Source organism: Burkholderia sp. BCC0097, from assembly GCF_902832985.1.
Taxonomy (GTDB): Bacteria; Pseudomonadota; Gammaproteobacteria; order Burkholderiales; family Burkholderiaceae; genus Burkholderia; species Burkholderia orbicola.
In genome coordinates, this window is record NZ_CADFDM010000002.1 from 764,848 (window position 1) to 791,676 (window position 26,829).

Below are 26,829 nucleotides of genomic sequence, written 5' to 3' on the forward strand. Positions count from 1 at the left end.
TCGCATGACCCGCGCCGACGACCGGCGCGTCGACGCCGCGCCGACGGACGGCCCGTCGCGGCACGGCCTGCTCGAACGCGGGCGCAACTGCGACACGATTCGCCACGCGGACCGCTTCACGATGCTGGTCGACGGTGACGCGTACTTCTCGACGTTGCGCGCCGCGCTGCTGCGTGCGCGACATACGGTGTTCATCGTCGGCTGGGACGTCGACAGCCGAATGCGGCTCGCGCCGGGCGGCGCGGACGACACGCTGCCCGACACGCTCGCGGCGTTCCTGCATGCGCTCGCGTCGGCCCGTCACAACCTGCGCATCTACGTGCTCGCGTGGGATTTCGCGATGATCTACGCGCTGGAGCGCGACTGGCCGCCCGTGTATCGGGCCGGCTGGCGCGCGCATCGCGGCATCCGGTTCCGGCTCGACGATGCACACCCGCGCGGCGCGTCGCATCACCAGAAGCTGGTCGTGATCGACGACCGGCTCGCATTCGTTGGCGGCCTCGACCTGACGCGCGCCCGCTGGGACACACCCGCGCATGCGGCCGACGATCCGCGCCGCCGCGACGAGCAGGGCATGCCGTACGGGCCGTTCCACGACGTGCACGCGATGTTCGACGGCGACGCGGCCGCCGCGATCGGCGACCAGGCGCGGGCCCGCTGGCTGCAAGCGTGCGGGCGTCCGATCGCGATCCGCGCGCAGCGGCATCTCGAGCGGCGCGACGACGATCCGTGGCCGCGCGAGGCGCGCGTCGACGTGCGCGACGTGCAGCTCGGCATCGCCTATACGGCGCCGCGCCACGGCGGGCGTGAACCGGTGCGGCAGGTGCGCGCGCTGGTCGAGGATACGATCCGCGCCGCACAGCGGCACCTGTATGTCGAAAACCAGTATTTCACCGCGGCGGTGGTGCGCGAAGCGTTGTCCGCGCGCCTCGCCGATACGGACGGGCCGGACGTTACCGTCGTCGCGCCGCGCGTGCAGAGCGGCTGGCTGCAAGAGGCGACGATGGGCGTGCTGCGCGCGCGGCTGCACGCGACGCTCGCGTCGGCCGACCGCTTCGACCGCTACCGGCTGCTGTATCCGCACGTCGACGGGCTCGGCGACGGGTGCGTGAACGTGCACAGCAAGATCGCGATCGTCGACGACGAATGCATCGTGATCGGCAGCGCGAACCTCAATAACCGCTCGATGGTGCTCGATACCGAATGCTGCATCGCGCTCGTCGCGGCCGGCGATCCACGCATTCGCGGCGCGATCGCCGGCATGCGCGAGCGGCTGCTGGCCGAGCATCTCGGCACGACGCCCGCCGAGGTGGCCGACGCGTTCACGTGCGGCGAGCGGCCGAACGTCGTGCTCGACCGGCTGCGCGCGAAGCCTGGCCGCACGCTGTGCACGCTCGATCCGGCCGTGTCGCCGCAATTCGAAGCGCTCGTGCCGGTCAGCGCACGGCTCGACCCCGAGCAGCCGATCGAGCCCGACCGGTTCGTCCGCGAATTCGTGCCGCACGAACAACACCGCTCGCTCACCGCGCGCTTTTTCCTGCTGGGCGCGATCGTGCTCGCGATCGCCGCGCTGGCGCTCGCGTGGCGCTTCACGCCGCTGGGCGCGCACCTGAACGTCGCGTCGCTGTCGCGCGCGGTGGCCGGCATCGCGCGGCTGCCGGCCGCGCCGGTGCTGCTGCTGGCGGCGTACGTGGTCGCGGCGACCTGCGCGGTGCCGATCACGCTGCTGATCGCCGCGACGGGGCTCGTGTTCGGCGCATGGCCGGGCTTCGCGTATGCGGGCATCGGCTCGATGGCGGCCGCCGCCGCGACCTACGCGCTGGGCCGCTGGCTCGGGCGCGACGCGGTGCGCCGGCTCGCCGGCCCGCGCGCGAACCGGCTGAGCGAGCACATCGGCCGGCGCGGCGTGGTCGCGATGGCCGTGCTGCGGCTGCTGCCGATCGCGCCGTTCACCGTCGTGAACCTCGTCGCCGGCGCGTCGCACATCGGGCTGCGCGACTATCTGATCGGCACCGCGCTCGGGATGCTGCCCGGCATCGTGCTGACCGTCACGTTCGCGCACCAGCTGACCGCGGCGCTCAGCCATCCGGGGCCCGGCGCGTTCGCGTGGCTCGCGGCGATCGGCCTCGCGCTGGTCGGCGTGTCGATCCTGCTCGTGAGGATGCTGCGACGATGGCGCTGAGCAAACAACCGGCCCCGGCGCCGCACGTCGTCACCGCCGACGCGGCGCCCGCCGCCGCGCCGGGCGGGCGCGACCTGCGGATCGCGACCTACAACATCCACGGCGGCTACGGTGCGTGGCCGGCGCGTGCGGTCGACCGGATCGCGGCCGTGATCGACGAACTCGACGCGGACGTGATCGCGCTGCAGGAAGTGCCGCTCGGCGGCACGCGCGCGCCGGACGTGCTCGCGCACCTGCGCGACGCGACCGGCATGCACGCGGCGGCCGGCCCGACGATCGACACGCCCGAGCGCCGCTACGGCAACGCGGTGCTGTCGCGCTGCCCGATCCGCGCGGCGCGCACGCTCGACCTGTCGTTCCATCCGCGCGAGCCGCGCGGCGCGCTCGACGCCGACATCGACTGCAGCACGGGCCCGATCCGCGTGGTCGCGACCCATCTCGGGCTGTCGGCCAGCGAGCGCAGCGCGCAGGTGCAGCGGCTGCTCGCGGCATTCGATACCGGCGCGATGCCGGTGATCCTGCTCGGCGACATCAACGAATGGTTCGTGCGCGGCCGCGCGCTGCAGGCGCTCGTCACGCGGTTCCGGCGTGCGCCGGCGCCGCGCACCTTCCCGACCATATGCCCGGTGTTCTCGCTCGACCGGATCTGGATCCATCCGGGCGAGCTGCTGGTCGACGTGGTCGTGCACCGCAGCGCGCGGGCACGGCATGCGTCGGACCACTACCCGCTGGTGGCGCGGATGCGTTCGACGCCCGCGACGGGCACGGCGCTTGCGCGGTGAGGCGTTTTTCGATCCGACGGAGGCAGCCCATGCGAACCGACGCACTCGACGGAAAGGATCTCGACTACTGGTGCGCACGCGCGTTGTGCGCCGATGACGAAGACACGCTGCGCTTCACGGCGGTCGCGCCGACCGTCGTCGTGACGGCCGCCTGCGATGCATTCCGGCATCTCGACGCACCGTTCGCGCCGTCGGCATCGTGGGGCGACGCGGGCGCGGTGCTCGATCGCGTGGAGGATCTGCGGCTCGCCCGCCACGACGACGAGGTCGAATGCGACGCGACCTTCGTCGACGGCCCGTCGACCTGCGGCGCTCGTGGCCGCGATGCGCGTGAGGCGCTGCTGCGCGCATTCGTGCGCGCGCGCTTCGGCGACGAGGTGGACGAGACGCCGCCGTTCCCGCACCGGATCGAACATGGTGCGGTGGTGCGGTATGACCCGGGTGTGCCGATTCCCTCGACGGACGATGACGCCGCGACGGGCGACAGTTCGGATATCCGGTCGATACCGCGCATGTAGTACATACGCGAACCCGGCGGTCATGTAAAAACGACAGCCCCCTTCAACCGGGCGTTCCGCCCACCCCCTGCCCGCAGGGAATCGGGCAGCAGGCACGCAGGTTGCGACGAACCGGCTTTACCGCTCGCGCCACCCGCCCACGCCACGCCCCGCCATGGACTCCACACCACCGTTCGCTCCGCACCTCTACTTCTGCGACGCCCGCCTCGTCGGGCCGCTCGACGCATGGCCGCAAACCTTCGCGCATATCGCGGGGATGGGCTTCGATCACGTGCTGGTCGGCGCGTTCTGGGCCGCGAGCGTGGCCGGCTTTCCGCGCCACGTGGCCGATTTCCGGCGGCCGGCCCAGTCGTTCGAGACACGCGCGAGCGCGCTCGAAACCTTCTCGAGGCTCGCGCAACTGGCGAAGGGCCACGGGCTGCGCCTGCTGCTCGAAGTCGTGCCCGATCGCATCGCGCGCGACAACCCGCTGCGCGCCGAGCATCCTGACTGGTACGTCGAGCGTACGCACGACGACGCGCTGATCGATCCGCGCGGCACCGCGCACGCACTGGATATCGCGCATGCGAACACCGCCGATGAAGCGGTGCGCGACGCGCTGTCCGCATGGTGGTGCGCGCATCTCGCGACGTACGCCGACGCGGGCGCGGCCGGCTTCCTGATCGACGCGCCGCATCATCTGCCGGCCGACTGGTGGCCGGGCTGGCGCGCGGCGCTGCGCCGTGCGCGCCCGGACGTCGCGGTGCTCGCCGGGGTGCCCGGCCATGCGCGCGACGCGCTCGCGCAGCTCGAAGCCGCCGGGTTCGACGCGGTGTTTTCGTCGGTACGCTGGTGGGACCTGCGCGCGCCGTGGTTCGCGGACGAACACCGGCTGCTGCGCCGTATCGGCGCGCCGATCGCGTTTCCCGATGCGCCCGACGGCCCGCGCCTGGCCGACGACTGGCCCGACGCGCCGGACGACACCGTCGCCCGCGCGTATCGCCGCGCGCTGTGGACGGCCGCGGCCGTCGGCACCGGCTGGCTCGTGCCGATGGGCTTCGAGCGCGGCGTGACCGTGCCGTTGATGGCCCGCGACGCGGATGCCGCGCGCTACCGCGCCGCGTTCGAGCACGCGCGTTTCGACTTGTCGGGCGCGCTCGCCGATGCGAACGCGTGGCGCCGCGCCACGCCCGTCGCGGCGGCGCGCGGTGAAATCGTGCAACTGAGCGCGCCGGGCGCGAGCGCGACCGCATTGCTGCGCGGCACCGGGCCGCTGCTCGAACACGACGACGCGGCGCTGCTGATCGCATTGAATCCCGATCTCGACGCACCGGCGACGGTCGACCCCGCGGCGATCCTGCCCGGCGTGCCGGGCGGTTTCACGCGCGTCGTCACGCAGGCCGGCGCGCACACGCATCCGCCGGCGGCGCTCGAGCCGTTCACGCTCGCCCCCGGCGCATATGCGCTGTTGCATGCATGGCGGGCGCCGCCCGTCACGACGCGCCTCGACGCCGCGCGCGAGCGCACCGCGCTGTCGGCCGCGCTCGTGGCCGACCGGATCGCGATCGAGCGCGTCGAGCCGTCGGTCGACGACGGCCGCTTCGCGATCAAGCGCGTGATCGGCGAGCCGCTGGTCGTCCGTGCGTCGATCTTCACGGACGGGCACGCGCATCTCGCGGCCGTACTCCAGTGGCGCGCCACCGACGACGACACCTGGCGCGAAGTACCGTTCGAAGCCGAGCCGAACGACCGCTGGCAGGCGCGCGTCACGCTCGACCGGCTCGGCCGCCATGAATTCCGCGTGGTCGCGTGGCGCGACGACTGGGCGTCGCTCGTCACCGATATCGCGAAAAAGCGCGCGGCCGGCCAGGACGTGACGCTGGAGGTGCGCGAAGCGCAACTGCTCCTCGCCACCGCGCTGAAGCTCGCCGATCCCGTCGATCCGCGCGCGCTCAAGCAGATGGAACGGCTCGTCGCCGAACTCAAGGACGCGTCGCCCGACGACCGCCTCGCGCTGATCGGCGGGCCCGCGCTCGCCGACGCCTTCGCGGCGCTGCGCTACCGCCCGTTCGTCACGCACGACGCGACGACCTACCCGGTCGACGTCGAACGCCGGCAGGCGCGCTTCTCGAGCTGGTACGAAATGTTTCCGCGCTCGGCGAGCAACGACCCGCACCGGCACGGCACGTTCGACGACGTGATCGCACATTTGCCGCGCATCCGCGACATGGGGTTCGACGTGCTGTATTTCCCGCCGATCCATCCGATCGGCACGTCCGCGCGCAAGGGCCGCAACAACAGCCTGACCGCCGGCCCCGACGACGTCGGCAGCCCGTACGCGATCGGCTCGCCCGACGGCGGCCACACGGCCGTGCATCCGCAGCTCGGCACGCTCGAGTCGTTCCGCGCGCTGGTCGACGCCGCGCGCGGGCACGGGCTCGAGATCGCGCTCGATTTCGCGATCCAGTGCTCGCCCGACCATCCGTGGCTCGCCGCGCATCCGGGCTGGTTCGCGTGGCGGCCCGACGGCTCGCTGCGTTTCGCGGAGAACCCGCCGAAGCGCTACCAGGACATCGTCAACCCCGATTTCTACGCGCCGGACGCGCTGCCCGACCTGTGGATCGCGCTGCGCGACGCGGTGCTGTTCTGGGTCGACGCGGGCGTGCGGATCTTCCGTGTCGATAATCCGCACACGAAGCCGCTGCCGTTCTGGGCATGGATGATCGCCGACGTGCGCGGCCGGCATCCGGACGTCGTGTTCCTGTCCGAGGCGTTCACGCGGCCGGGGATGATGTACCGCCTGGCGAAAGTCGGCTTCTCGCAGTCGTACACGTACTTCACGTGGCGCGAGTCGAAGCGCGACTTCATCGACTACCTGACCGAGCTGACGGCCGGCCCGCCACGCGAATTCTTCCGGCCGAACTTCTTCGTCAACACGCCCGACATCAATCCGCGCCACCTGCAGAATGCGCCGCGTTCGCAGTTCGTGATCCGCGCGGCGCTCGCGGCGACGCTGGCCGGCTCGTGGGGCCTGTACTCGGGCTTCGAGCTCGGCGAATCGGCGCCGCTGCCGGACAGCGAGGAATACGCGGATGCCGAGAAATACGAGCTGCGCGCGCGCGACTGGAGCAAGGCCGCGCACATCGGCACGGAAATCGCGCGGCTGAACCGCGCGCGGCGCGATCACGCGGCGCTGCAGACGCATCTCGGGCTCACCTTCATCGAGGCCGACAACGATTCGGTGCTCGTGTTCATGAAGGCCACGCCCACGTTCGACAGCGTGGTGATCGTCGCGATCAGTCTCGACCCGTGGCATCCGCAGGCCACGAACTTCACGCTCGATGCGGCGCTGTGGCGCGGCCTCGGGCTGGCCGACGGCGAACCGCTCGATGCGCTCGAACAGGACGCCGCGCACGCGCAGACCTGGCGCGGCCATCGCCAGTACGTATCGCTCGATCCGCACGTGCGGCCGTACGCAATCTGGCGGCTCGCGCCGTCTCCGGGCGCCGCGCGGGCGGCGGCGCCCGAACCGGACCCCGCCCGCCGCCCTTCGGGAGCGCATGCATGATGAAACGCGAAGATTCCCTCGACGACGTGCGCCGCGCGCAATTCCCGTCGCTCGCGCCGGCCGGCACGCCGCGCCGGCGCCGCGCGCGCCGCCGCGAACCCGCGCTCTGTGCGGACGATCCGCTGTGGTACAAGGACGCGATCATCTACCAGGTGCACGTGAAGTCGTTCTACGACTCGAACAACGACGGCATCGGCGATTTCCCCGGCCTGATCGCGAAGCTCGATTACATCGCCGAACTCGGCGTCGACACGATCTGGCTGCTGCCGTTCTATCCGTCGCCGCGCCGCGACGACGGCTACGACATCGCCGACTACCGCGACGTGCATCCCGACTACGGCACGCTGGCCGACGTGCGGCGCTTCATCCGCGAGGCGCATGCGCGCGGCATCCGCGTGATCGCGGAACTCGTGATCAACCACACGTCGGACCAGCATCCGTGGTTCCAGCGCGCACGCCGCGCGAAGCCGGGCTCCACGCATCGCGACTACTACGTGTGGTCCGACACCGACACGAAATACGCGGGCACGCGGATCATCTTTCTGGATACCGAAACGTCGAACTGGACCCACGACCCGGTGGCCGGCCAGTACTACTGGCACCGCTTCTACTCGCACCAGCCGGACCTGAACTTCGACAACCCGGCCGTCGTGCGCGAAGTGATCCAGGTGATGCGCTTCTGGCTCGATCTCGGCATCGACGGGCTGCGGCTCGACGCGGTGCCGTACCTGGTGGAGCGCGAAGGCACCAACAACGAGAACCTGCCCGAGACGCACGCGATCCTGAAGCGGATCCGCGCGACGATCGACGCCGAGTATCCGAACCGGATGCTGCTCGCGGAAGCGAACCAGTGGCCGGAAGACGTGCAGGAGTACTTCGGCAACGAGGACGAATGCCACATGGCGTTCCACTTCCCGCTGATGCCGCGCATCTACATGTCGATCGCGAGCGAGGATCGCTTCCCGATCCTCGACATCATGCGGCAGACGCCAGCGCTCGCGCCGAGCAACCAGTGGGCCGTGTTCCTGCGCAACCACGACGAGCTGACGCTCGAGATGGTCACCGATTCGGAGCGCGACCTGCTGTGGCAGACCTATGCGAGCGACCGCCGCGCGCGGCTGAACCTCGGCATCCGGCGCCGGCTCGCGCCGCTGATGGAGCGCGACCGGCGCCGCATCGAGCTGATCAATTCGCTGCTGCTGTCGATGCCCGGCACACCGGTGATCTACTACGGCGACGAGATCGGGATGGGCGACAACATCCACCTCGGCGACCGCGACGGCGTGCGCACGCCGATGCAGTGGTCGTCGGACCGCAACGGCGGCTTCTCGCGCGCCGACCCCGAACTGCTGGTGCTGCCGCCGGTGATGGGCTCGCTGTACGGCTATGACGCGATCAACGTCGAGGCGCAGACGCGCGATCCGCATTCGCTGCTGAACTGGACCCGCCGCATCCTCGCGACGCGCCGCGCGTCGCAGGCGTTCGGGCGCGGCACGATCCGCTTCCTGCGCCCGGAGAACCGCAAGGTGCTCGCGTACCTGCGCGAACTGGACGGCCACGAGCCGGTGCTGTGCGTCGCGAACCTGTCGCGCGCGTCGCAGGCGGTCGAACTCGACCTGTCCGAATTCGCGGGCCGCGTGCCGATCGAGATGACCTCCGATTCGCCGTTTCCGCCGATCGGCCAGCTCCCGTATCTCCTCACCTTCCCGCCGTACGGGTTCTTGTGGTTCGTGCTCGCCGAGCACGGCCGCGAGCCGTCGTGGCGGCAGCCGCATGCGGAGCCGCTGCCCGAATACGTGACGCTCGTGATGCGGCGCGGCGATACGCGGCCGGACGTGTCGCAACTGCATGCGCTCGCGCACGACGCACTCGCGTCGTGGCTCGCGCGGCGGCGCTGGTTCGCATCGAAGGATCGCAAGATCGGCGACGCACGGCTGAACGTCGTCACGCCGATCCCGGACGAGCCGTTCCAGTATGCGGAGGCGTGGGTGTCCGCGAGCGACGGCGGCGTCGAGCGCTACGTGGTGCCGCTCGCGACCGCATGGGGCGGCGAGACGTCCCATCCGCTATTCGCGCAACTGGCGCTCGCGCGCGTGCGGCGCGGCCATACGGTCGGCTACCTGACCGATGCGTTCGCGCTGCCGGCGTTCGCGCGCGGGATGCTGCGCAAGCTGCGCGACGGCGCGACGGTGCCGACGTCCGACGGCGGCCGGCTCACCTTTCTCCCGGAAGACGCGCTCGCCGGGCTCGATCCGGGCGACGACGCGGAAGTGCGCTGGCTCGCGGCCGAGCAGAGCAACAGCTCGCTCGTGATCGGCGACGCGATCGTGCTGAAGCTGGTGCGCAAGGTCGCGCACGGCATTCATCCGGAGGCGGAAATGAGCCGGCACCTGACGCGCATCGGCTATGCGAACACCGCGACGCTGGCCGGCGAAGTCGTGCACGTCGACCCGGACGGCACGCCGCATACGGTCGCGATCCTGCAGCGCTACGTCGACAACCAGGGCGACGCGTGGACGCGCTCGTTCGACTTCCTGCGCCGCGCGATCGACGAGCTGGCGCTGCCGGCCGCGGACGAAGGCGAGACGGCCGAAACGGACGAGGAGCCCGATGCGCTGCTCGGCTACGCGGCGTTCGCGGGCATCATCGGCACGCGGCTCGGCCAGTTGCACGTCGCGCTCGCGCAGCCGTCCGACGATCCAGCATTCGCGCCGGAGCGCGCGACGCCCGATCACGTCGACGGCTGGTGCGTGGACGCGATCGCGTCGTTCGAACGCGCGCTCGACGTGCTGCGCACGCGGCTCGACGCGCTCGATCCGGCCACCCGCGCGTCGGCCGACGCGCTGCTCGCGTCGCGCGACGCGGCCGTCGAAGCGCTCGGCGAACTCGTGCCGCGCACGCTCGATGCGCAATGCACGCGGATTCACGGCGATTTTCATCTGGGCCAGGTGCTCGACGTGCAGGGCGACGCGCTGCTGATCGACTTCGAAGGCGAACCGGCGCGCCCGCTCGAGCGGCGGCGCGCGAAATCGCATCCGCTGCGTGACGTGGCCGGCCTGCTGCGCTCGCTGTCCTATGTCAGCGCGACCGCGCAGTTCGCGATCGAGAAGGCGCCGCCGCAAGCGGCCGGCCGCAAGCGCGCGCTGTTCGACCGCTTCGGGCAGGCCGCCGCCGACCGCTTCGTCGAATGCTATCGCGCGGCGGCCGACCTCGCGCCCGCGCGCTTCGTCGATCCGCACTACGCGGACCGCCTGCTCGCGCTGTTCCTGATCGACAAGGCGTCGTACGAGCTGTGCTACGAAGCCGCGAACCGGCCCGACTGGCTGAGCGTGCCGGTCGGCGGGCTCGCGGCGCTGGTCGACCGGCTGCTCGGCGACGGCGTGCTGCCCGACGACGGAGGAAACCCATGACCGATACGCTGTTCGAACGCACCGATATCGATGCGCTGCTCGCCGGCCGCCATCCCGACCCGTTCGCGTGCCTCGGCCCGCACGAACAGGACGACCGGATCGTCGTGCGGGCGCTGCTGCCCGGCGCCGAGCGCGTGCGCGCGCTGTCGCCGGACGGCGCCGAACTCGGCACGCTCGCGTGCGTCGATCGCGCGGGCTGCTTCGCGGGGACGATCGCGCACGATGGCGGCGCGCCGCACTATCTGCTCTCGATCGACTGGCCGGATGCGCATCAGGTGACCGACGATGCGTACGCGTTCGGCACGCTGCTCGACGAAGCAGCGCTTGCGCGTTTTTCGGCCGGCGATCCCGAAGCCGTGCTCGACTGCCTCGGCGCGATACCGGTGCGCATCGACGACACCGACGGCGTGCGGTTCGCGGTGTGGGCGCCGAGCGCGCAGCGCGTGTCGGTGGTCGGCGATTTCAACGCATGGGACGGCCGCCGCCATCCGATGCGGCTGCGGCGGCCGTCAGGTGTGTGGGAGCTGTTCGTGCCGGGCATCGGCCCGGGCGAGCGCTACAAGTTCGAGCTGTGCGCGGCCGACGGGCGCGTGCTGCCGCACAAGGCAGACCCGTGCGCGCGGGCGACCGAGGCGCCGCCGCGCACGGCGTCGGTGGTCGCCGACGTCGCGGCGCTCCACGCGTTCGCATGGCACGACGACGGCTGGATGCACGCGCGGCCGCGCCACGACGACCGCTATCGCGTGCCGTGGTCGATCTACGAGGTCCATCCGGAGTCGTGGCAGCGCATCCCCGAACAGATGGACCGCAGCGCGACGTGGGACGAACTCGCCGAGCGGCTGATTCCGTACGTGAAGGGGATGGGCTTCACGCACGTCGAGTTCATGCCGATCGCCGAATACCCGTTCGGCGGCTCGTGGGGCTACCAGCCGCTCGCGCAGTTCGCGCCGTCCGCGCGCTTCGGGCCGGTCGAGGGCTTCGCGCGCTTCGTCGATCGCGCGCACGCGGCCGGCGTCGGCGTGCTCGTCGACTGGGTGCCCGCGCATTTTCCGAACGACGCGCACGGGCTCGCGCAATTCGACGGCAGCGCGCTGTACGAGCACGCCGACCCGCGCGAGGGGATGCACCCCGACTGGAACACCTGCGTGTTCAACGTCGGGCGCACCGAGGTCAGTGCGTTCCTCGTCGCGTCGGCGCTCGCGTGGGCCCGCCGCTATCACGTCGACGGCATCCGCGTCGACGCGGTCGCGTCGATGCTGTATCGCGACTATTCGCGCAAGGAAGGCGAATGGGTGCCGAACGTGTACGGCGGCCGCGAAAACCTCGAATCGGTCGCGTTCCTGCGCCGGCTGAACGACACGCTGCACGGTGACGCCGCGCCGGCCGGCGTCGTCACCGTCGCGGAGGAATCGACCGCGTGGCCGGGCGTCACCGCGCCGACCGCCGACGGCGGGCTCGGCTTCGACTTCAAGTGGAACATGGGCTGGATGCACGACACGCTCGCGTACCTGCACGAAGACCCGATCCACCGCCGCTATCACCACGACCGGATGACGTTCGGGCTCGTGTACGCGTTCTCCGAGCGCTTCGTGCTGCCGCTGTCGCACGACGAGGTCGTGCACGGCAAGGGTTCGCTCGTCGCGAAGATGCCCGGCGACGCCTGGCAGCGGCTCGCGACGCTGCGCGCGTATTTCGGCTTCATGTGGGCGCACCCCGGCAAGAAGCTGCTGTTCATGGGCAGCGAATTCGCGCAGTGGAGCGAGTTCGCGCACGACGCGACGCCGCACTGGGATTTGCTCGACGCGCCCGCGCATCGCGGCGTGCAGCGGCTCGTGCGCGATCTCAACCGCGCGTACGCGGCCGAGCCGGCATTGCATGCGCTCGACTGCCACGCGGAAGGGTTCTCCTGGCTGATCGGCGACGACCGCGACAACAGCGTGTTCGCGTTCGCGCGCCGCGACGATGCGGGGCATCTGGTGGTCGCCGTCTGCAACTTCACGCCCGTGCCGCGCGGCGGTTACCGGCTCGGCCTGCCCGCGCCCGGCCACTGGCGTGAACTGATGAACACCGATGCCGCGTCGTACGGCGGCACCAACGCCGGCAACGACGGCGCCGTGTGGGCCGAAGCCGTGCCCGCGCACGGCGAGGCGTGGTCGGCGAGCTTGCGCCTGCCGCCGCTCGCGACGCTGTGGTTGACCCCCGCCTGACTGTCCACGCCCTAGCCCTCGACACGGAGATTCGCCCCATGCCGACCGCCCTGCCCGATCGTCTCGAACCCGGCCGCAGCTATCCGCTCGGCGCATCCTGGGACGGCCTCGGGACCAACTTCGCGGTATTTTCCGCGCACGCGCACCGGATTCAGCTTTGCGTGTTCGATCCGACCGGCCGCAAGGAACTCGCGCGCCTCGACCTGCCCGAATGCACCGACGAGGTGTGGCACGGCTACCTGCCCAACGCGCATCCGGGCACCGTGTACGGGTTCCGCGCGGACGGCCCGTACCAGCCGCAGCACGGCCATCGCTTCAATCCGACCAAGCTGCTGCTCGATCCGTACGCGCGCAAGCTGGTCGGCCAGTTCCGCTGGTCGGATGCACTGTTCGGCTATCGCGTGCATTCGAACCGGGCCGACCTGTCGATGGACCGCCGCGATTCGGCGCCCGCGATGCCGAAAGCCGTGGTCGTCGACGAAGCGTTCGACTGGCGCAACGACCGCCGCCCGGACGTGCCGTGGCGCAGCACCGTGATCTACGAGACCCACGTGCGCGGCGCGTCGATGCGCCGCGCCGGGCTGCGCCCGCCGGAGCGGGGCACGTTCGCGTCGCTCGCGCATCCGGCGTTCGTCGATCACCTGCTGTCGATCGGCGTGACGACGGTCGAGCTGCTGCCCATCCACGCGTTCCTGCAGCAGCGCGAACTCGTGAACCGCGGGCTGCGCAACTACTGGGGCTACGACACGGCCGCGTTCTTCGCGCCGGAGCCGTCGTATCTGACGACGCGGCGGCTCGACGAAATGCGTATCGCGGTGCGCCAGCTGCATGCGGCCGGCATCGAGGTCGTGCTCGACGTGGTCTACAACCACACGTGCGAAGGCAACCAGCTCGGGCCCACGCTGTCGTGGCGCGGCCTCGACAACGCGAGCTATTACCGGCTGCGGCCCGACGATCCGCGTTATCACGTCGACGAAACCGGCTGCGGCAACACGCTGAACATGTCGCATCCGCGCGTCGTGCAGATGGTGATGGATTCGCTGCGCTACTGGGCGACCGCCTTCAACATCGACGGCTTCCGCTTCGATCTCGGCGTGACGCTCGGCCGCGAGGATCACGGCTTCGAGCCGGGCGCGGGGTTCTTCGATGCGCTGCGGCAGGACCCCGTGCTCGCGCAGCGCAAGCTGATCACCGAGCCTTGGGATCTCGGCCCCGGCGGCTATCAGCTCGGCCGCCACCCGCCCGGCTTCGCCGAATGGAACGACCGGTTTCGCGACACCGTGCGGCGCTTCTGGCGCGGCGACGCGGGGCAGCGCCCGGAACTGGCCGCGCGCCTGTCGGGCTCGGCCGACCTGTTCAATCACGGCCGGCGCCGCACGTGGGCCTCGATCAATTTCGTGACCGCGCACGACGGCTTCACGCTGGCCGACCTCGTGTCGTATGCGGGCAAGCACAACGACGCGAACGGCGAGGACAACCGCGACGGCCGCGACGACAACTGCAGCGCGAACTGGGGCGTCGAAGGGCCGACCGACGATGCGGCGATCCGCGACGTGCGCCAGCGCGTCGCGCGCTCGATGCTCGCGACGCTGTTTACCGCGCTCGGCACGCCGATGCTCGTGGCCGGCGACGAATTCGGCCGCACGCAGCAGGGTAACAACAACGCATATTGCCAGGATAACGAACTGTCATGGCTCGACTGGGACCTGGCGCACAGCGACGAAGGCGTGCAGATGACGCGCTTCGTGTCGCGGCTCGCCGCGCTGCGGCGCATGTATCCGGTGATGTCGGCGCCGCGCTACCCGTCGGGCGACCGCGACGGCGCGCCGGGCATGCGCGAGATCGACTGGTTCGACGAACGCGGCGACGCGCTCTCCGTGCCCGCCTGGGAAGACGGCGAACGCCGCGCATTGACGATGCGGCGCGTCGGCACCGGCCGCACCGGGCGCACCGAGGCGTTGCTCGTGATGCTGAACGCATCGGCCGACACCATCACGTTCATGCCGCCCGCGCCCATGCTCGCTTATCGCATCCTGCTCGACACCGCGACGCCCGACTCGGGGCCGCGCTCATGGCCGGAAGCGGGGCTCGACGTCGCCGCGCATGCGGCCGTGATCGCGGTCGCGGCCGTGCCGCCGCCCGATCAGTCTTCCTGAGGACCGCCATGACTTCCCGTTCCGCCCGCCCCACCGGTACGCATGTATTCGAATCGTCGTTCGGCGCGACCTGCGTCGATGCCGACCGCACGCGCTTCCGGCTGTGGGCGCCCGCGAGCCGCACCGCCGCCGTCGAGCTGCAGGACGCAGGCGGCCGCGCGATTCCGATGACGCCCGTCGGCGACGGCTGGTTCGAGACGGTCGCGCCGTGCGGCCCCGGCACGCTGTACCGCTACGTGCTCGACGGCACGCTCTCGGTGCCCGATCCCGCGTCGCGCTTCCAGCCCTACGACGTACAGGGCCCGAGCCAGGTCGTCGATCCGGCCGCATACCGCTGGCGCCACGACGGGTGGCGCGGCCGCCCGTGGCACGAAACGGTGCTGTACGAGCTGCACGTCGGCGCATGCGGCGGCTACGCGGCGGTCGAGCGCCGGCTGCCGGCGATCGCCGAACTCGGCGTGACCGCCGTCGAGCTGATGCCGGTCAATGCGTTTCCCGGCGCGCGCAACTGGGGCTACGACGGCGTGCTGCCGTTCGCGCCCGACGCGTCGTACGGGCGCCCCGAGGAGCTGAAATCGCTGGTCGACACCGCGCACGGGCTCGGGCTGCAGGTGTTCCTCGACGTCGTGTACAACCACTTCGGCCCCGACGGCAACCTGCTGCCGCGCTACGCGCCCGACTTCTTCCGCGCGGACCGGCACACCGCGTGGGGGCCGGCGATCGACTTCTCCCGCCCGCAGACGAGCGCGTTCTTCATCGACAACGCGCTGTACTGGCTCGACGAATACCGTTTCGACGGGCTGCGCATCGACGCCGCGCACGCGATCGACGACGACGCATGGCTGCGCGAACTCGCGCGCCGCGCACGCGCGCATGCGGGCGATGCGCGCCACGTGCATCTCGTGCTGGAGAACGAACGCAATACCGCGAGCCTGCTCGGCCCCGACGGCTTCGACGCGCAATGGAACGACGACTTCCACAACAGCGCGCACGTGCTGCTGACCGGCGAGCGCGACGGCTACTACCGCGCGTACGCCGACGCGCCGCTGCGCCATTTCGCGCGCACGCTCGGCGAAGGCTTCGCGTACCAGGGCGAGGCGTCGCCGCTGCACGACGGCGCCGCGCGCGGCGAGCCGAGCGCGCACCTGCCGCCGACCGCGTTCGTCGTGTTCCTGCAGAACCACGACCAGGTGGGCAACCGCGCGTTCGGCGAACGGCTGCGCGCGCTCGCGAACGACGATGCGGTGCGCGCGGCCACCGCGCTGATGCTGCTCGCGCCGTCGATCCCGCTGCTGTTCATGGGCGAGGAAGACGGCAGCACGCAGCCGTTCCAGTTCTTCACCGACTATCGCGGCGCGCTCGCCGATGCGGTGCGCGACGGCCGGCGCCGCGAATTCGCCGCGTTTCCCGCGTTCGCGGACGCCGCCCATCGCGACGCGATTCCCGACCCGAACGACATCGCGACCTTCGTGCGCTCGTCGTTACATCATCCGCCTGACGAGTCGTGGCCCGACGCGGCCGCGTGGCGGCGCTTCTACCGCAGCGCGCTGGCCGTGCGCGCGGCGCTCGTGACGCCGCATCTGGCCAACGCACGGTCGCTCGGCGTCGAGCTGCTCGCGGGCGACGGCGACCCGCCGGCACTGGTCGCGCGCTGGCGCCTCGGCGACGGCAGCACGCTGACGATCGCGCTGAATCTCGGCTCGCACGACGCGGCGCTGCCCGCGCTGCCGGTCGGCAAGATCGTGTTCGAGACGCCGCCGCGGGCACGCGACCGTCTGCCCGGCGGGCACGTGCCGCCCCGCGCGTGCATCGTATGGCGCGACGGCGCGGTCAACCGGGATGCGCGGTATCACAGCACGAACGGACGGAGCGCATCATGACGACCGACGTCCCGATCGCAGCGCTCGCCCGTGCGGCCGGCCTGCAACCCGACTGGACCGACGCGGGCGGTGTCGCGCGGCGCGTGGACGACGACGCGCTGGTCGCGCTCGTCGATGCGCTCGGCTGGCCGTGCGGCACGGCGATCCAGCGGGTCGACAGCGCGGCCGCGCTCGCCGATGCGAACGCGTTGCCGCCGCGCCTCGTGACAGGCGACGCCGGCCTGCCGCTGACGCTGCCCGCGACCATCGCGCCGCCGGGCGCGCGCTTCAGGATCTCGCTCGAAACCGGCGGGCACGTGGACGGACGCGTGGGCGGCACGGACGAACACGGCACGCTGCCGCCGCTCGCGATGCCCGGCTATCACGCGCTCGACATCGGCGAGCAGCGCATCGGGCTCGCGATCGCGCCGCCGCGGGCGCAGCCGTTCGACGCGTTGGCCCGCACCCACGACGCGGGCCGCTGGGGCATCGCGGCGCAGCTCTACAGCCTGCGCCGCACCGGCGACGACGGCGCGGGCGACTACACGGCGCTCGCGCGACTCGCCGCACAGGCGGCGCGCCACGGCGCGCAGGCGGTGGCGATCAGCCCGACGCACGCCGGCTATCCGGCGCTTCCCGCGCACGACAGCCCGTATTCGCCGTCGTCACGGCGCTGGCACAACGTCGCGTATCTCGACTGCGACGCCGTGCCGGGCGCCGACGCGGCACATCGCCCATCCGCTGCCCCAGCCGACGCCGCGCTGATCGACTGGCCCAGCGTGCTGCCGACGAAGCTGCGGCGCCTGCGTGCGTGCTTCGACGCATGGCGCGCGAGCGACGACCCGTCGCGCGACACGTACCAGCGGTTTCGCGCGGCGGGCGGCGCGGCGCTCGACGCGCATGCGCGCTTCGATGCGCTGCAGGCGTTCTGCATCGAGCACGGGATCGGTGCGGACTGGCGGCAATGGCCGTCGCAATGGCGCATGTCGGGGTCGGCGGAAGTCGACGCGTTCGCGCACGCGCACGCCGACACGATCGCGTTCCACACCTTCCTGCAATGGTGCGCGTCGCGCGCGCTCGGCGACGCGCAACACGCGGCGCGCGGCGCGGGCATGGCGACCGGGCTGATCGCCGATCTCGCGGTCGGCTCCGATCAAGCCGGCAGCGACGCGTGGGCGCACGGCACGACGCTGCTGCGCGGCGTATCGCTCGGCGCGCCGCCCGACCTGTTCAATGCGGCCGGTCAGGCGTGGGGCGTGACGACCTGGACGCCCGACGCGCTGCGCGCGGACGGCTTCATGCCGTTCATCGAACTGCTGCGCGCCGCGTTCGCGCATGCGGGCGGCATCCGCATCGACCACGTGCTCGGCTTCGCGCGAATGTGGATCGTGCCGGACGGCGGCTCGCCGCGCAGCGGCGCGTACCTGCGCTATCCGCTCGACGATCTGGTGCGGCTCGTCGCGCTCGAGGCGGCGCGCCATCGCGCGATCGCGATCGGCGAGGATCTGGGCACCGTGCCGGCCGGGTTGCGCGAACGGCTCGGCGCGCAGGGTGTCGCGGGCATGCGCGTGCTGTGGTTCGAGCGCGATGCGGATGGCGCGTTCCGGCCGCCCGCCGCGTGGGATCGCGACGCGATCGCGATGACCTCGACGCACGATTTGCCGACCGTGGCCGGCTGGTGGCGCGGCGTCGATCTCGGATGGCGGCGCGTCGCGGCCGAGGCCGAAGCCGCTAAACGGCGCGACGGATCGCAACCGCGCGACGTCGCCGCGCCGACGCCGGACGCTGCGAGCGCGTACGATTCGGACGAGATAGTGCAAGGCATGGCGTTCGGACACGACAGCGTGCCGCGCCCCGATTCGAATCACTCGACGCCTCCACCGCCTCCCGAGCTGCTCGCCGCTCATGCGGAACGCGCCACCGAGCGCGCCGCGCTGTGGCGCGCGCTGCAACACGCCGGGTGCGCGCCGGCCGGCGCCGCGACGCCGCCGGCCGACATGCCGCCGGTAAATGCGATCCTGGCCTATGTCGCAAGCAGCCCGTCGCCGCTCGCGCTGCTGCCGCTCGAGGATCTGCTCGCTCTCGACGCGCAGCCGAACCTGCCGGGGCCGCCGTGCGGCCATCCGAACTGGCGGCAGCGGCTGCCGCGCACGATCGACGCGCTGTTCGACGCCGACGTGCGCACGCGCATCGCGGCCGTCGTGGACGCGCGCCGCTCGCGGAGGCATGGCCCATGACCCCACGCGCGACGCTGCGACTGCAGCTGCATGCGGGCTTCACGTTCGACGACGCGGCCGCGCACGCCGACTACTTCGCGCGGCTCGGCGTGAGCCACCTGTACCTGTCGCCGGTGTCCACGGCCGAGCCCGGCTCGCGGCACGGCTACGACACCGTCGACCACGGCGCGCTCGGCGCGGAACTCGGCGGCGAAGCCGGCTTCATGCGGCTCGTCGACGCGCTGCGCGCGCGCGGCCTCGGCATCGTCATCGACATCGTGCCGAACCACATGGGCGTCGGCGGGTCGTCGAACGGCTGGTGGAACGACGTGCTCGAATGGGGGCCGGCGAGCCCGTACGCACGCTATTTCGACATCGACTGGCATCCGCCCGACCCCACGCTCTACGGCAAGGTGCTGCTGCCCTGCCTCGGCGCGCCGTACGGCGATGCGCTCGCGGCCGGCGACATCACGCTGCGCGCCGATCCGGCCACGGGCCGCTTCACCATCGCGTGCCCAGGGCGGCAGTTGCCGGTCGCCGCCGCCACCTACGCGGAGATCCTGCGCATCGCGAACCGCGCGGACCTGAACGCGCTCGCCGAGCGCTTCGATGCCGCACCGGCACGCGACAGCGCGCGGCTCGCCGCCGCCCATGCGGCGCTGCGCGATCATGCGGCCGCGCACGGCCCGCATGCGTTCGACGCGGTATTGCGCGGCGCCGACCCGCGCCGCGCCCGCTCGCGCGCGTGCCTGCACCGGCTGCTCGAACGCCAGCACTACCGGCTCGCCTGGTGGCGCACGGCCGCCGACGAGCTGAACTGGCGGCGCTTCTTCGACATCGCGACGCTCGCGGCCGTGCGCGTCGAGGACGATGCGGTGTTCGACGCCGTGCATGCGCTGCCGCTGCGCCTGCATGCCGCCGGGCTCGTCGACGGCGTGCGCGTCGATCACGTCGACGGCCTCGCCGATCCGCGCGCGTATTGCCGCCGGCTGCACGCGCGGCTCGCCGCGCAGCGCGACGCGCGACCCTACGTCGTGGTCGAAAAGATCCTCGCGCCCGGCGAAGCGCTGCGCAGCGACTGGGCGGTCGACGGCACCACCGGCTACGACTTCATGAACGACGTCGGCGCGCTGCTGCACGACCCGGCCGGCGCCGAACCGCTCGCCGCGCACTGGGCGGCCGTGTCGGGTTCGGCGCGCACGTTCGCGCAGGAAGCGCTCGACGGCAAGCGGCGCGTGCTGATGCGCCAGCTCGCCGCCGAGCATGCGCGGGTCGCGCGGTTGCTGCACGAGATCGCCCGGGCGTCGCCCGCGACGCGCGACGTCAGCCGGATCGCGATCCAGCGCGTGCTCGGCGAACTCGCGGTGCGGCTGCCCGTGTACCGGATGTATCCGGCGCTGGGCGACGAGCCGGCCGACGAAGACCGGCGCGTGCTCGCCCACGCGTACGAAGGCGCGTACGCGGCGGTCGATCCGACCGACCGGTTCGGGCTCGAACGGGTCGCCGCGTGGCTCGGCTTGCCGGTCGTGCGCGTGCCGCGCGCGAACGCCGATGCGCTGCTGGCGGCGCGCGTCGCGTTCGCGCAGCTCACCGCGCCGCTGGCCGCGAAGGGCGTCGAGGATACCGCCAACTATCGCTACGGCCGGCTGCTGTCGCGCAACGAGGTCGGCGCCGACGCCGGCGACTTCAGCCTCTCTCGCGGCGCCTTCCATGCGCGCAACCGGCGCCGCGCGCGCACCGTGCCGCACGGGCTCGTCGCGACGGCCACGCACGATCACAAGCGCGGCGAGGATGCGCGTGCGCGGCTCGCGGTGCTGAGCGAGATGCCCGATGCGTGGCGCGCGATATCGCTCGACTGGTCGGCGCAGAACCTGCCGCATCGCGGCGGCGCGCACCGCGACCTCGCGTGGACGCCCGGGCCGGCCGCCGAGGCGATGCTGTACCAGACGCTGGTGGGCTGCTGGCCGCCGACGCTCGCCCCCGACGATGCCGCCGGGCTCGACGCGCTCGCGACACGCGTCGTGCAGTGGCAGACGAAGGCGCTGCGCGAAGCGAAGCAGTACACCGACTGGCTCGCGCCCGCGCCGGATTACGAGCACGCCTGTGAAGCGTTCGTCCGCGCGATCCTGACGCCGCGCGGCGCGGGCGATTTTCCGCATCGGCTGCATGCGTTCGTCGCACGGATCGCGCCGGCCGGCGTCGTCAACAGCCTCACGCAGACGGCGCTGCGGATCGCGTCGCCCGGCGTGCCGGATCTGTATCAAGGTACCGAGTCATGGGATCACTCGCTCGTCGATCCGGACAACCGGCGCGACGTGCCGTTCGCGACGCTGGCGGCCGAACCGGTCGATGGGCCGGTCGCATCGTATCTGCCGACGTGGCCCGATGCGCGCGTGAAACGCGCGCTGATCGAGCGGATGCTGGCGCTGCGGGCCCGATGGCCAGCGACGTTCGCGGACGGCGCGTACGTTCCGCTGCGGGTGCGCGGCAAGCTTGCGCGGCACGTGGTGGCGTTCGCGCGATGTGATGAGGCCGCCGCCGTGGTGGTGGTCGCGACACGGCTCGCGTGCCGGTTGCTGGGGGAAGCGCCAGAGATACCGCGCGTGGAGCCTGCGCAATGGGGCGATACGGCGGTCGTGCTGCCGCGCGGCGTTGAAGGGCCGTGGAACGACTGGTTGAATGCGAGCGCCGCGATCGATGCGCCGGAAGGTGTATTGGCGCTCGATCGCTGTCTGGCCGAGTTACCTGTGGCGGTGCTGATCGCTGGGCGGAGGAATCAGGATCGTCCCGGCCACGCTCGCGCCCGGTAGTTCACCCCTCGGCCCGTCGTCACCTACTGAATGGAGAACCATAGCCTCAATTAAAGGGGTCGAAATAAATTTCGATGACGGTCGTGTCCGCGCTGTCCGTCGGGGGCTCGAAGATAATCGAATTTATGCAAAACCGGCCGCGTATAATCGTTTTTGTACATCCATAATCGATTTGTGCACAAAACCGACGTTTCTAATCGATTTTGCGCAGAGGCTGAGCCGACTGACAGGACTTTCCCATGCCTGAATTGCCCGACGATCCAATTGGCGCCGCGTGGTTGATCTCGAACTGCGACGTTGCGCCGATGGCTCGGCCTCCTGTACTCAGTCGCATCGGGAGCCGACGAGCCACCGAAATCGTCGACGGCTACCGACTCGAAACCTACCCGGAACTGATGCGCCCTGCGGATGACTTCGCCGCCCATCTCCAGTTTCATCTGCGCCACGAGGTCCCGCAACTAGAGCTTCTCACGCGCTTGTTCGAGAAATCGGGACCCGGTGCCATCCAGGCGTGGATCGACGCCGAGCCGACCGGTCAGTATGCCCGTCGCGCCGCTTTTCTTTACGAATGGCTCATCGATGACCACCTGAGTGTTCCCGAGCGACTGGGTGGGAACTACGTCGACGTCCTCGACGACGTCAAGATCGTCACTTCGTCCCGCAACCACGTTCTGAGAAATGCGCGGTGGCGGGTGAACGACAACCTTCCGGGTACGCGTTACTTCTGCCCGACCCTCGTAAAGACTGCTGCTTTCATGGAGGCCGCCGCGCTTGACGTGCCGAGCCTCTTCGCCGATCTGGCAAAGGAGTTCGGCGAGGATTTGTTGATACGTGCAGCAACCTGGATGACATTGAGGGAAAGCAAGGCCAGTTTTGCCATCGAGGGAGAGGCTGACCACACCACTCGCATCCAGCGCTTCGCCGACGTCATGGCCCGACGTACCGCTCAAGGCGAACAGCCGCTGACAGACGCCGCCGCTGCGGAACTACAACGGGAAATCCTCGGCGAACGAACCACGCTCACGCATTTCGGCTTCCGGCAATCGCCCGTATTCGTCGGAGAGACCATACGCTTTAGCGAAGTCGTCCACTACGTGGCGCCTGGACAAGACGATGTGCCGACAATGCTCGACGGACTTCGCGCATTCCTGGAGCGCACTTCGGGGCAATCCCCGGTGATGCGCAGCACGGTCGCAGCCTTCGGTTTCGTCTATGTTCATCCACTAGCAGACGGAAACGGCCGCGTCCATCGCTTCCTGATCAACGACGTCCTCCGCAGGGACGGCGCCATTCCCGCGCCGGTGATCCTTCCCGTTTCTGCAGTGATCATGGACGACGCCGGCGAACGCCGCGGATACGACAGCGTACTGGATCAGGTATCCGTTCCCCTGATGGAACAAGTGCGCGACAACATATCGTTCACAGCGGCTCAGACCTCTTATCCGGACGGTGTCGTATCCAACTTCGCGTTTGACGGCGCCGGACGGGCAAGACCCCTATGGCGGTATCCGGATCTGAGTCCGCATGTGCAATATCTAGCCAACATCATCCGGCGTACGCTCACGGAACACATGCGTGAGGAGTCGCGCTATTTGCGAAGCCACACGCTGGCCCGGCAGGCGCTCAAGGAAATCGTCGAAATGCCGGATCATCAAGCCGACCGCGTACTACGATCGATCGAGCAAAACCACGGACAACTCAGCAACGTCCTCGCAAAGGAGATGCCCGTTCTGCAACGACCCGGTATTTGGCCGGCTATCGTCGATGCGGTTTCCGCGGCATTTCGCGACAGTGAATCGGTCGATGTGGCGATTGCCGACCGTTATCGGCCCGAGCGGCCTGCGGGCCAGTAAGCGCTCCACCTCACGACCACTCTTCCGGCGGCAACGTCCCGCTGTCGTCTTCCCACAGCGGTTTCCCTGCTGTATCTTCGCCGCGGCTCGGCGTCACCGGCCCGTTTCCGCCGCCATTGCCGCGCGGCGCCGCCTGCGGGCGTTTCCGCGTGCGCGTCGGCGTCACGGTCCGCTGCCCGTCGCGGCGGCGTTCGTCCGTCGATCCCGCCTCGTTCGCCTGTCGTGCATTCGAAGCTGTAGCCATGCTGTTCTCCTGAGTCATCGAAAACAAACCGGTCGCTCGCATGCAGCAATTTCAATGCCGCCGCTCGGGCAAGCGTCTTGCTTCATCGATTCGACCAAAACCTTCCGGAGGAGACGATGCCGACGAATCGCAACACGCCGCCCGCCACTCGCCGCCGCCTCGGCGGATGGATGGCCAGTGAGGAAGCGCACATGGCCGCGTTCCGCGAAAAAATCGCGAACGAAGCGCGCGCGCATGCCGGCGACCGGTTGCGCACGCCGGCCGTGCAGGAGCTCGCGCGGCTGTTCGACGACAACGCCGTGCTGCGCATGAGCCTCACCCGCGCGATCGACGAAGCGCGCGAAGCGGGATACCGGCTCGGCTACGCGTCGATCGGCGAACTGATGACGGTGATCGACCATCTGATGACCTATACGCCGCCTTTCAGCGAGGAAAGCCTGATCGTGTGCCCGGTGAACGCGTTCCTCGACTGGCCGATGTGCATGCCATCGGGCCACGCGGTGTTTCGCGACGCCGCCGTCAACGCGCAATTGAAGCGCGTGCTGAACGTGTGGTGCGATTTCCTCGGCGGCCCGCATTCGCGCGCGCATCTCGACACGTCGGCGCCCGACGGCTGGTTCTGCGATGAAGCACGCAAGCGCCTCGGGCTGTCGCAGTTCCAGTATCGCGAAGACCAGCCGCACTGGGGCTTCGATTCGTGGAACGACTTCTTCACGCGGCGCTTTCGCGAGGGCGCGCGGCCCGTGGCCGCGCCCGAGGATCCGCACGTGATCGTCAGCGCGTGCGAAGCGTCGCCCTATCACACCGAAACCAACGTGAAACTGCGCGACACGTTCTGGATCAAGTCGCAGCCGTATTCGCTGCGCGACCTCTTCACGCCCGCACGGCTGTCGCTCGCCGAGCGCTTCGTCGGGGGCGACGTCTACCAGGCCTACCTCAGCGCGTACAACTACCACCGCTGGCATGCGCCGGTGCGCGGCGTCGTCACGCACGCGTATCGCGTCGACGGCACCTACTACTCGGTCGCCGAAGCAGAGGGCCCGGACCCGGCCGGCCTCAACGACTCGCAGGGCTACACGACCGCGGTCGCCGCGCGCGCGGTGGTCGCGATCGCCTGCGACGATCCCGGCATCGGGACGGTCGCGGCCGTGTTCGTCGGGATGGGCGACGTGTCGTCGTGCGTGATCGAGGTCGTGCCGGGCCAGCGCGTCGACAAGGGCGACGAGATCGGCTATTTCCAGTTCGGCGGCTCGACCTACTGTCTGCTGTTCGAGGCCGGCGTGATCGACCGCTTCCTGTACGCGCCGCCGTTCGAAGGCGAGCCGCCGGTCGTGCAGGTCAATGCGTCCGTCGCGATCGCGCGGTGAATGCGCCGCGCGGGCCGGCGTGTCACGCGTCGGCCCCGTCGCTCATGCCGATGGCGTGGAATTCGGCAGCGTCATGACGCTGCACGCACCGCAGGACCGACAGTCCGTCGGCCGTCAGTGCAGGGCGGTGCGCGCCCGACGTGTCGTCGGGCTGCAGCACGATCAGGTGTTGTTCGACGAGCGCGACGACGTCGTCACGGTCGATCTGGATCTGTTCCGGCGCGTGATGCGCGAGGAACAGCACGGCAAATTCGTGGGCGGTCAGCATGCTCGTTTCCCCGTTGACGGCTACGCACGATGCAACACCGGCGTCGCATCGGCTGGCGGCGCGAATCGTGCGCCGGCAACGTTACAGGCATGCAGGGAACGTGCCAGCCGGCCTCGTGCGGCCGCTGTCCGTGCGGTGCGCGCGCCGCGCGATGTGGCACCGCGCGGCGCGTTCGAACCGCTGCAAAGTTTTCAACGGCATGTAAGGGGCGGCCGCAGGGGTGGCCGCGGCAGGTGACCGACGCGGCCGGAGAAAATGCGCGGAAGACGTGCAGAGAACGCGCGACGCTCACGGCCGCGAGCGAAACAACCCGGCCCGCGCACGCCCGGCCGGTGCCCGGAAATAGCCGCTGTGCAGCACCACGTCGTGGTTGCCGCTCGCCACCACGTCCGCGCACGCGGCTTCGATCCGCGCGCGGCCACGCTCGAACGCGTCGCGCAGATCGGCCTCCAGCGCGGAGCGCGCGCCGAAATGATCTTCCAGCGCCTCGACCGTGATCGCGCAGGACTGCGGCACGCCGTCGACGTCGACGACGAAGCGCAACTGCAGCGCCGCGCCATCGAACGTGGGCGGTTCATCGGTCAGCGTCACGCGGCGCGGGGTATCGGAATCGGCCGGCATCGGCTCATGCCCCCCGCGACGCGAGGCGCTCGACCAGCGCGCCGTTGAACGCGGGCAGATCGGCCGGCTTGCGGCTCGTGATCAGGTTGCCGTCGCGCACGACTTCCTGGTCGACCCACTTGCCGCCCGCGTGACGGATGTCGTCCTGCAGGCTCGGCCAACTCGTCATCGTCTTGCCCTCGACCAACTCCGCCGACACGAGCAGCCAGCCGCCGTGGCAGATCGCCGCGACCGGCTTGCCGGCGCCGACGGCCGCCGTCACGAATTCGCGCGCGGCCGGCACCATCCGGATCGCATCGCCGTTGATGACGCCGCCCGGCAGCACGACCGCGTCGTAGTCGCCTTCGCGCGCATCGTCGAACGTGCGGTCGACCTTCACGCGTTCACCCTTGTCGACGTGCCGGAAACCCTGGATTTCGCCGGGCTTCTGCGAAATCACGTCCACCTGCGCGCCTTCGGCCGCGAGCGCGCGCTGCGGTTCGACCAGTTCGGCTTCCTCGAAGCCGTCGACCGCGAGAATCGCTACCTTGCAATGATCCAGCTTGCCGCTCATGGATGCCTCCGTGGAATGGGATAGGGACACGGCACACGTGGTGTCGTGCCGTGCCGGTGGGGCAGCAAGCGCCGTTCCGGCCGCGCAGGCCGTAGCCTGCCGGCGCGGTCGTGCGCGTGCGCCTTCGTGTAACCGGGGAACGACCCGCGATCGGATTCGATCGGCGGGCGCACGGCCGCTCGGCCCGTGCCCGGCTGCAAAGATTTCAACGGGATGTAATGCAATGTCGTGCGCCG

At 70.6% G+C, this 26,829-nt stretch carries 16 protein-coding genes; 12 read left to right on the forward strand and 4 right to left on the reverse strand.

From position 1 onward, the window contains the following. Positions 1-4: 4 nt before the first annotated feature. The 11 genes from HWX07_RS08720 (at position 5) to HWX07_RS08770 (ending at position 23,540) form a co-directional block, all read left to right on the forward strand. Entirely contained in the window at positions 5-2,182 is a 2,178-nt protein-coding gene (locus HWX07_RS08720; RefSeq protein ID WP_244129957.1) for a VTT domain-containing protein, read from the forward strand. Next, complete coding sequence (locus HWX07_RS08725) at positions 2,173-2,964, forward strand: endonuclease/exonuclease/phosphatase family protein (RefSeq protein ID WP_175875999.1); 792 nt, start codon at positions 2,173-2,175, stop codon at positions 2,962-2,964. Before HWX07_RS08720 ends, HWX07_RS08725 begins: the two co-directional genes overlap by 10 nt. Before the next feature lie 29 nt (positions 2,965-2,993). Beyond that, positions 2,994-3,482, forward strand: coding sequence for a phage protein NinX family protein (locus HWX07_RS08730; protein ID WP_175876000.1), 489 nt, complete (start codon positions 2,994-2,996; stop codon positions 3,480-3,482). Between the two features lie 154 nt (positions 3,483-3,636). Further along, complete coding sequence (locus HWX07_RS08735) at positions 3,637-7,029, forward strand: maltotransferase domain-containing protein (protein ID WP_175876001.1); 3,393 nt, start codon at positions 3,637-3,639, stop codon at positions 7,027-7,029. Continuing rightward, on the forward strand, positions 7,029-10,439 hold the full coding sequence (treS, locus tag HWX07_RS08740) for a maltose alpha-D-glucosyltransferase (protein ID WP_175876164.1): 3,411 nt from the start codon (positions 7,029-7,031) through the stop codon (positions 10,437-10,439). Before HWX07_RS08735 ends, treS begins: the two co-directional genes overlap by 1 nt. Beyond that, entirely contained in the window at positions 10,436-12,646 is a 2,211-nt protein-coding gene (glgB, locus tag HWX07_RS08745; RefSeq protein ID WP_175876002.1) for a 1,4-alpha-glucan branching protein GlgB, read from the forward strand. The genes treS and glgB overlap by 4 nt, the downstream gene beginning before the upstream one ends. Positions 12,647-12,684: 38 nt before the next feature. Beyond that, positions 12,685-14,802, forward strand: coding sequence for a glycogen debranching protein GlgX (gene glgX / locus HWX07_RS08750; RefSeq protein ID WP_175876003.1), 2,118 nt, complete (start codon positions 12,685-12,687; stop codon positions 14,800-14,802). Between the two features lie 8 nt (positions 14,803-14,810). Then, positions 14,811-16,682, forward strand: coding sequence for a malto-oligosyltrehalose trehalohydrolase (gene treZ / locus HWX07_RS08755; protein ID WP_175876004.1), 1,872 nt, complete (start codon positions 14,811-14,813; stop codon positions 16,680-16,682). Further along, entirely contained in the window at positions 16,679-18,898 is a 2,220-nt protein-coding gene (gene malQ / locus HWX07_RS08760; RefSeq protein ID WP_175876005.1) for a 4-alpha-glucanotransferase, read from the forward strand. The genes treZ and malQ overlap by 4 nt, the downstream gene beginning before the upstream one ends. Beyond that, entirely contained in the window at positions 18,895-21,687 is a 2,793-nt protein-coding gene (treY, locus tag HWX07_RS08765) for a malto-oligosyltrehalose synthase (protein WP_175876006.1), read from the forward strand. Before malQ ends, treY begins: the two co-directional genes overlap by 4 nt. Positions 21,688-21,926: 239 nt before the next feature. Beyond that, positions 21,927-23,540 (forward strand): Fic family protein, encoded by a 1,614-nt coding sequence (locus tag HWX07_RS08770; protein ID WP_175876007.1) that lies wholly within the window; start codon positions 21,927-21,929, stop codon positions 23,538-23,540. A 10-nt stretch (positions 23,541-23,550) separates the two neighbouring features. On the opposite strand, the gene HWX07_RS08775 is transcribed toward HWX07_RS08770, so the two are convergent. Next, positions 23,551-23,784, reverse strand: coding sequence for a hypothetical protein (locus HWX07_RS08775; RefSeq protein WP_175876008.1), 234 nt, complete (start codon positions 23,782-23,784; stop codon positions 23,551-23,553). A gap of 116 nt (positions 23,785-23,900) precedes the next feature. Here HWX07_RS08775 and HWX07_RS08780 point away from each other — a divergent pair, with 116 nt between their 5' ends. Then, positions 23,901-25,151 (forward strand): phosphatidylserine decarboxylase family protein, encoded by a 1,251-nt coding sequence (locus HWX07_RS08780; protein WP_175876009.1) that lies wholly within the window; start codon positions 23,901-23,903, stop codon positions 25,149-25,151. Between the two features lie 22 nt (positions 25,152-25,173). Here HWX07_RS08780 and HWX07_RS08785 read toward each other — a convergent pair whose 3' ends face one another. From HWX07_RS08785 to HWX07_RS08795, 3 genes are all read right to left on the reverse strand, one after another. After that, entirely contained in the window at positions 25,174-25,419 is a 246-nt protein-coding gene (locus HWX07_RS08785; RefSeq protein ID WP_175876010.1) for a hypothetical protein, read from the reverse strand. Between the two features lie 288 nt (positions 25,420-25,707). Continuing rightward, complete coding sequence (locus tag HWX07_RS08790) at positions 25,708-26,040, reverse strand: DUF1488 domain-containing protein (protein WP_175876011.1); 333 nt, start codon at positions 26,038-26,040, stop codon at positions 25,708-25,710. 4 nt (positions 26,041-26,044) lie between these two features. Further along, entirely contained in the window at positions 26,045-26,593 is a 549-nt protein-coding gene (locus tag HWX07_RS08795; protein ID WP_175876012.1) for a type 1 glutamine amidotransferase domain-containing protein, read from the reverse strand. Positions 26,594-26,829: the final 236 nt, after the last annotated feature.

Bases quoted from the DNA above. Each gene is read 5' to 3' on its own strand.
- glgX (WP_175876003.1), top strand. From the start codon at position 12,685: ATGCCGACCGCCCTGCCCGATCGTCTCGAACCCGGCCGCAGCTATCCG.
- HWX07_RS08730 (WP_175876000.1), top strand. From the start codon at position 2,994: ATGCGAACCGACGCACTCGACGGAAAGGATCTCGACTACTGGTGCGCA.
- glgB (WP_175876002.1), top strand. From the start codon at position 10,436: ATGACCGATACGCTGTTCGAACGCACCGATATCGATGCGCTGCTCGCC.
- HWX07_RS08770 (WP_175876007.1), top strand. From the start codon at position 21,927: ATGCCTGAATTGCCCGACGATCCAATTGGCGCCGCGTGGTTGATCTCG.
- HWX07_RS08790 (WP_175876011.1), bottom strand. From the start codon at position 26,040: ATGCCGGCCGATTCCGATACCCCGCGCCGCGTGACGCTGACCGATGAA.
- HWX07_RS08725 (WP_175875999.1), top strand. From the start codon at position 2,173: ATGGCGCTGAGCAAACAACCGGCCCCGGCGCCGCACGTCGTCACCGCC.
- HWX07_RS08720 (WP_244129957.1), top strand. From the start codon at position 5: ATGACCCGCGCCGACGACCGGCGCGTCGACGCCGCGCCGACGGACGGC.
- treY (WP_175876006.1), top strand. From the start codon at position 18,895: ATGACCCCACGCGCGACGCTGCGACTGCAGCTGCATGCGGGCTTCACG.
- HWX07_RS08775 (WP_175876008.1), bottom strand. From the start codon at position 23,784: ATGGCTACAGCTTCGAATGCACGACAGGCGAACGAGGCGGGATCGACG.
- malQ (WP_175876005.1), top strand. From the start codon at position 16,679: ATGACGACCGACGTCCCGATCGCAGCGCTCGCCCGTGCGGCCGGCCTG.
- HWX07_RS08735 (WP_175876001.1), top strand. From the start codon at position 3,637: ATGGACTCCACACCACCGTTCGCTCCGCACCTCTACTTCTGCGACGCC.
- HWX07_RS08795 (WP_175876012.1), bottom strand. From the start codon at position 26,593: ATGAGCGGCAAGCTGGATCATTGCAAGGTAGCGATTCTCGCGGTCGAC.
- treZ (WP_175876004.1), top strand. From the start codon at position 14,811: ATGACTTCCCGTTCCGCCCGCCCCACCGGTACGCATGTATTCGAATCG.
- treS (WP_175876164.1), top strand. From the start codon at position 7,029: ATGAAACGCGAAGATTCCCTCGACGACGTGCGCCGCGCGCAATTCCCG.
- HWX07_RS08780 (WP_175876009.1), top strand. From the start codon at position 23,901: ATGCCGACGAATCGCAACACGCCGCCCGCCACTCGCCGCCGCCTCGGC.
- HWX07_RS08785 (WP_175876010.1), bottom strand. From the start codon at position 25,419: ATGCTGACCGCCCACGAATTTGCCGTGCTGTTCCTCGCGCATCACGCG.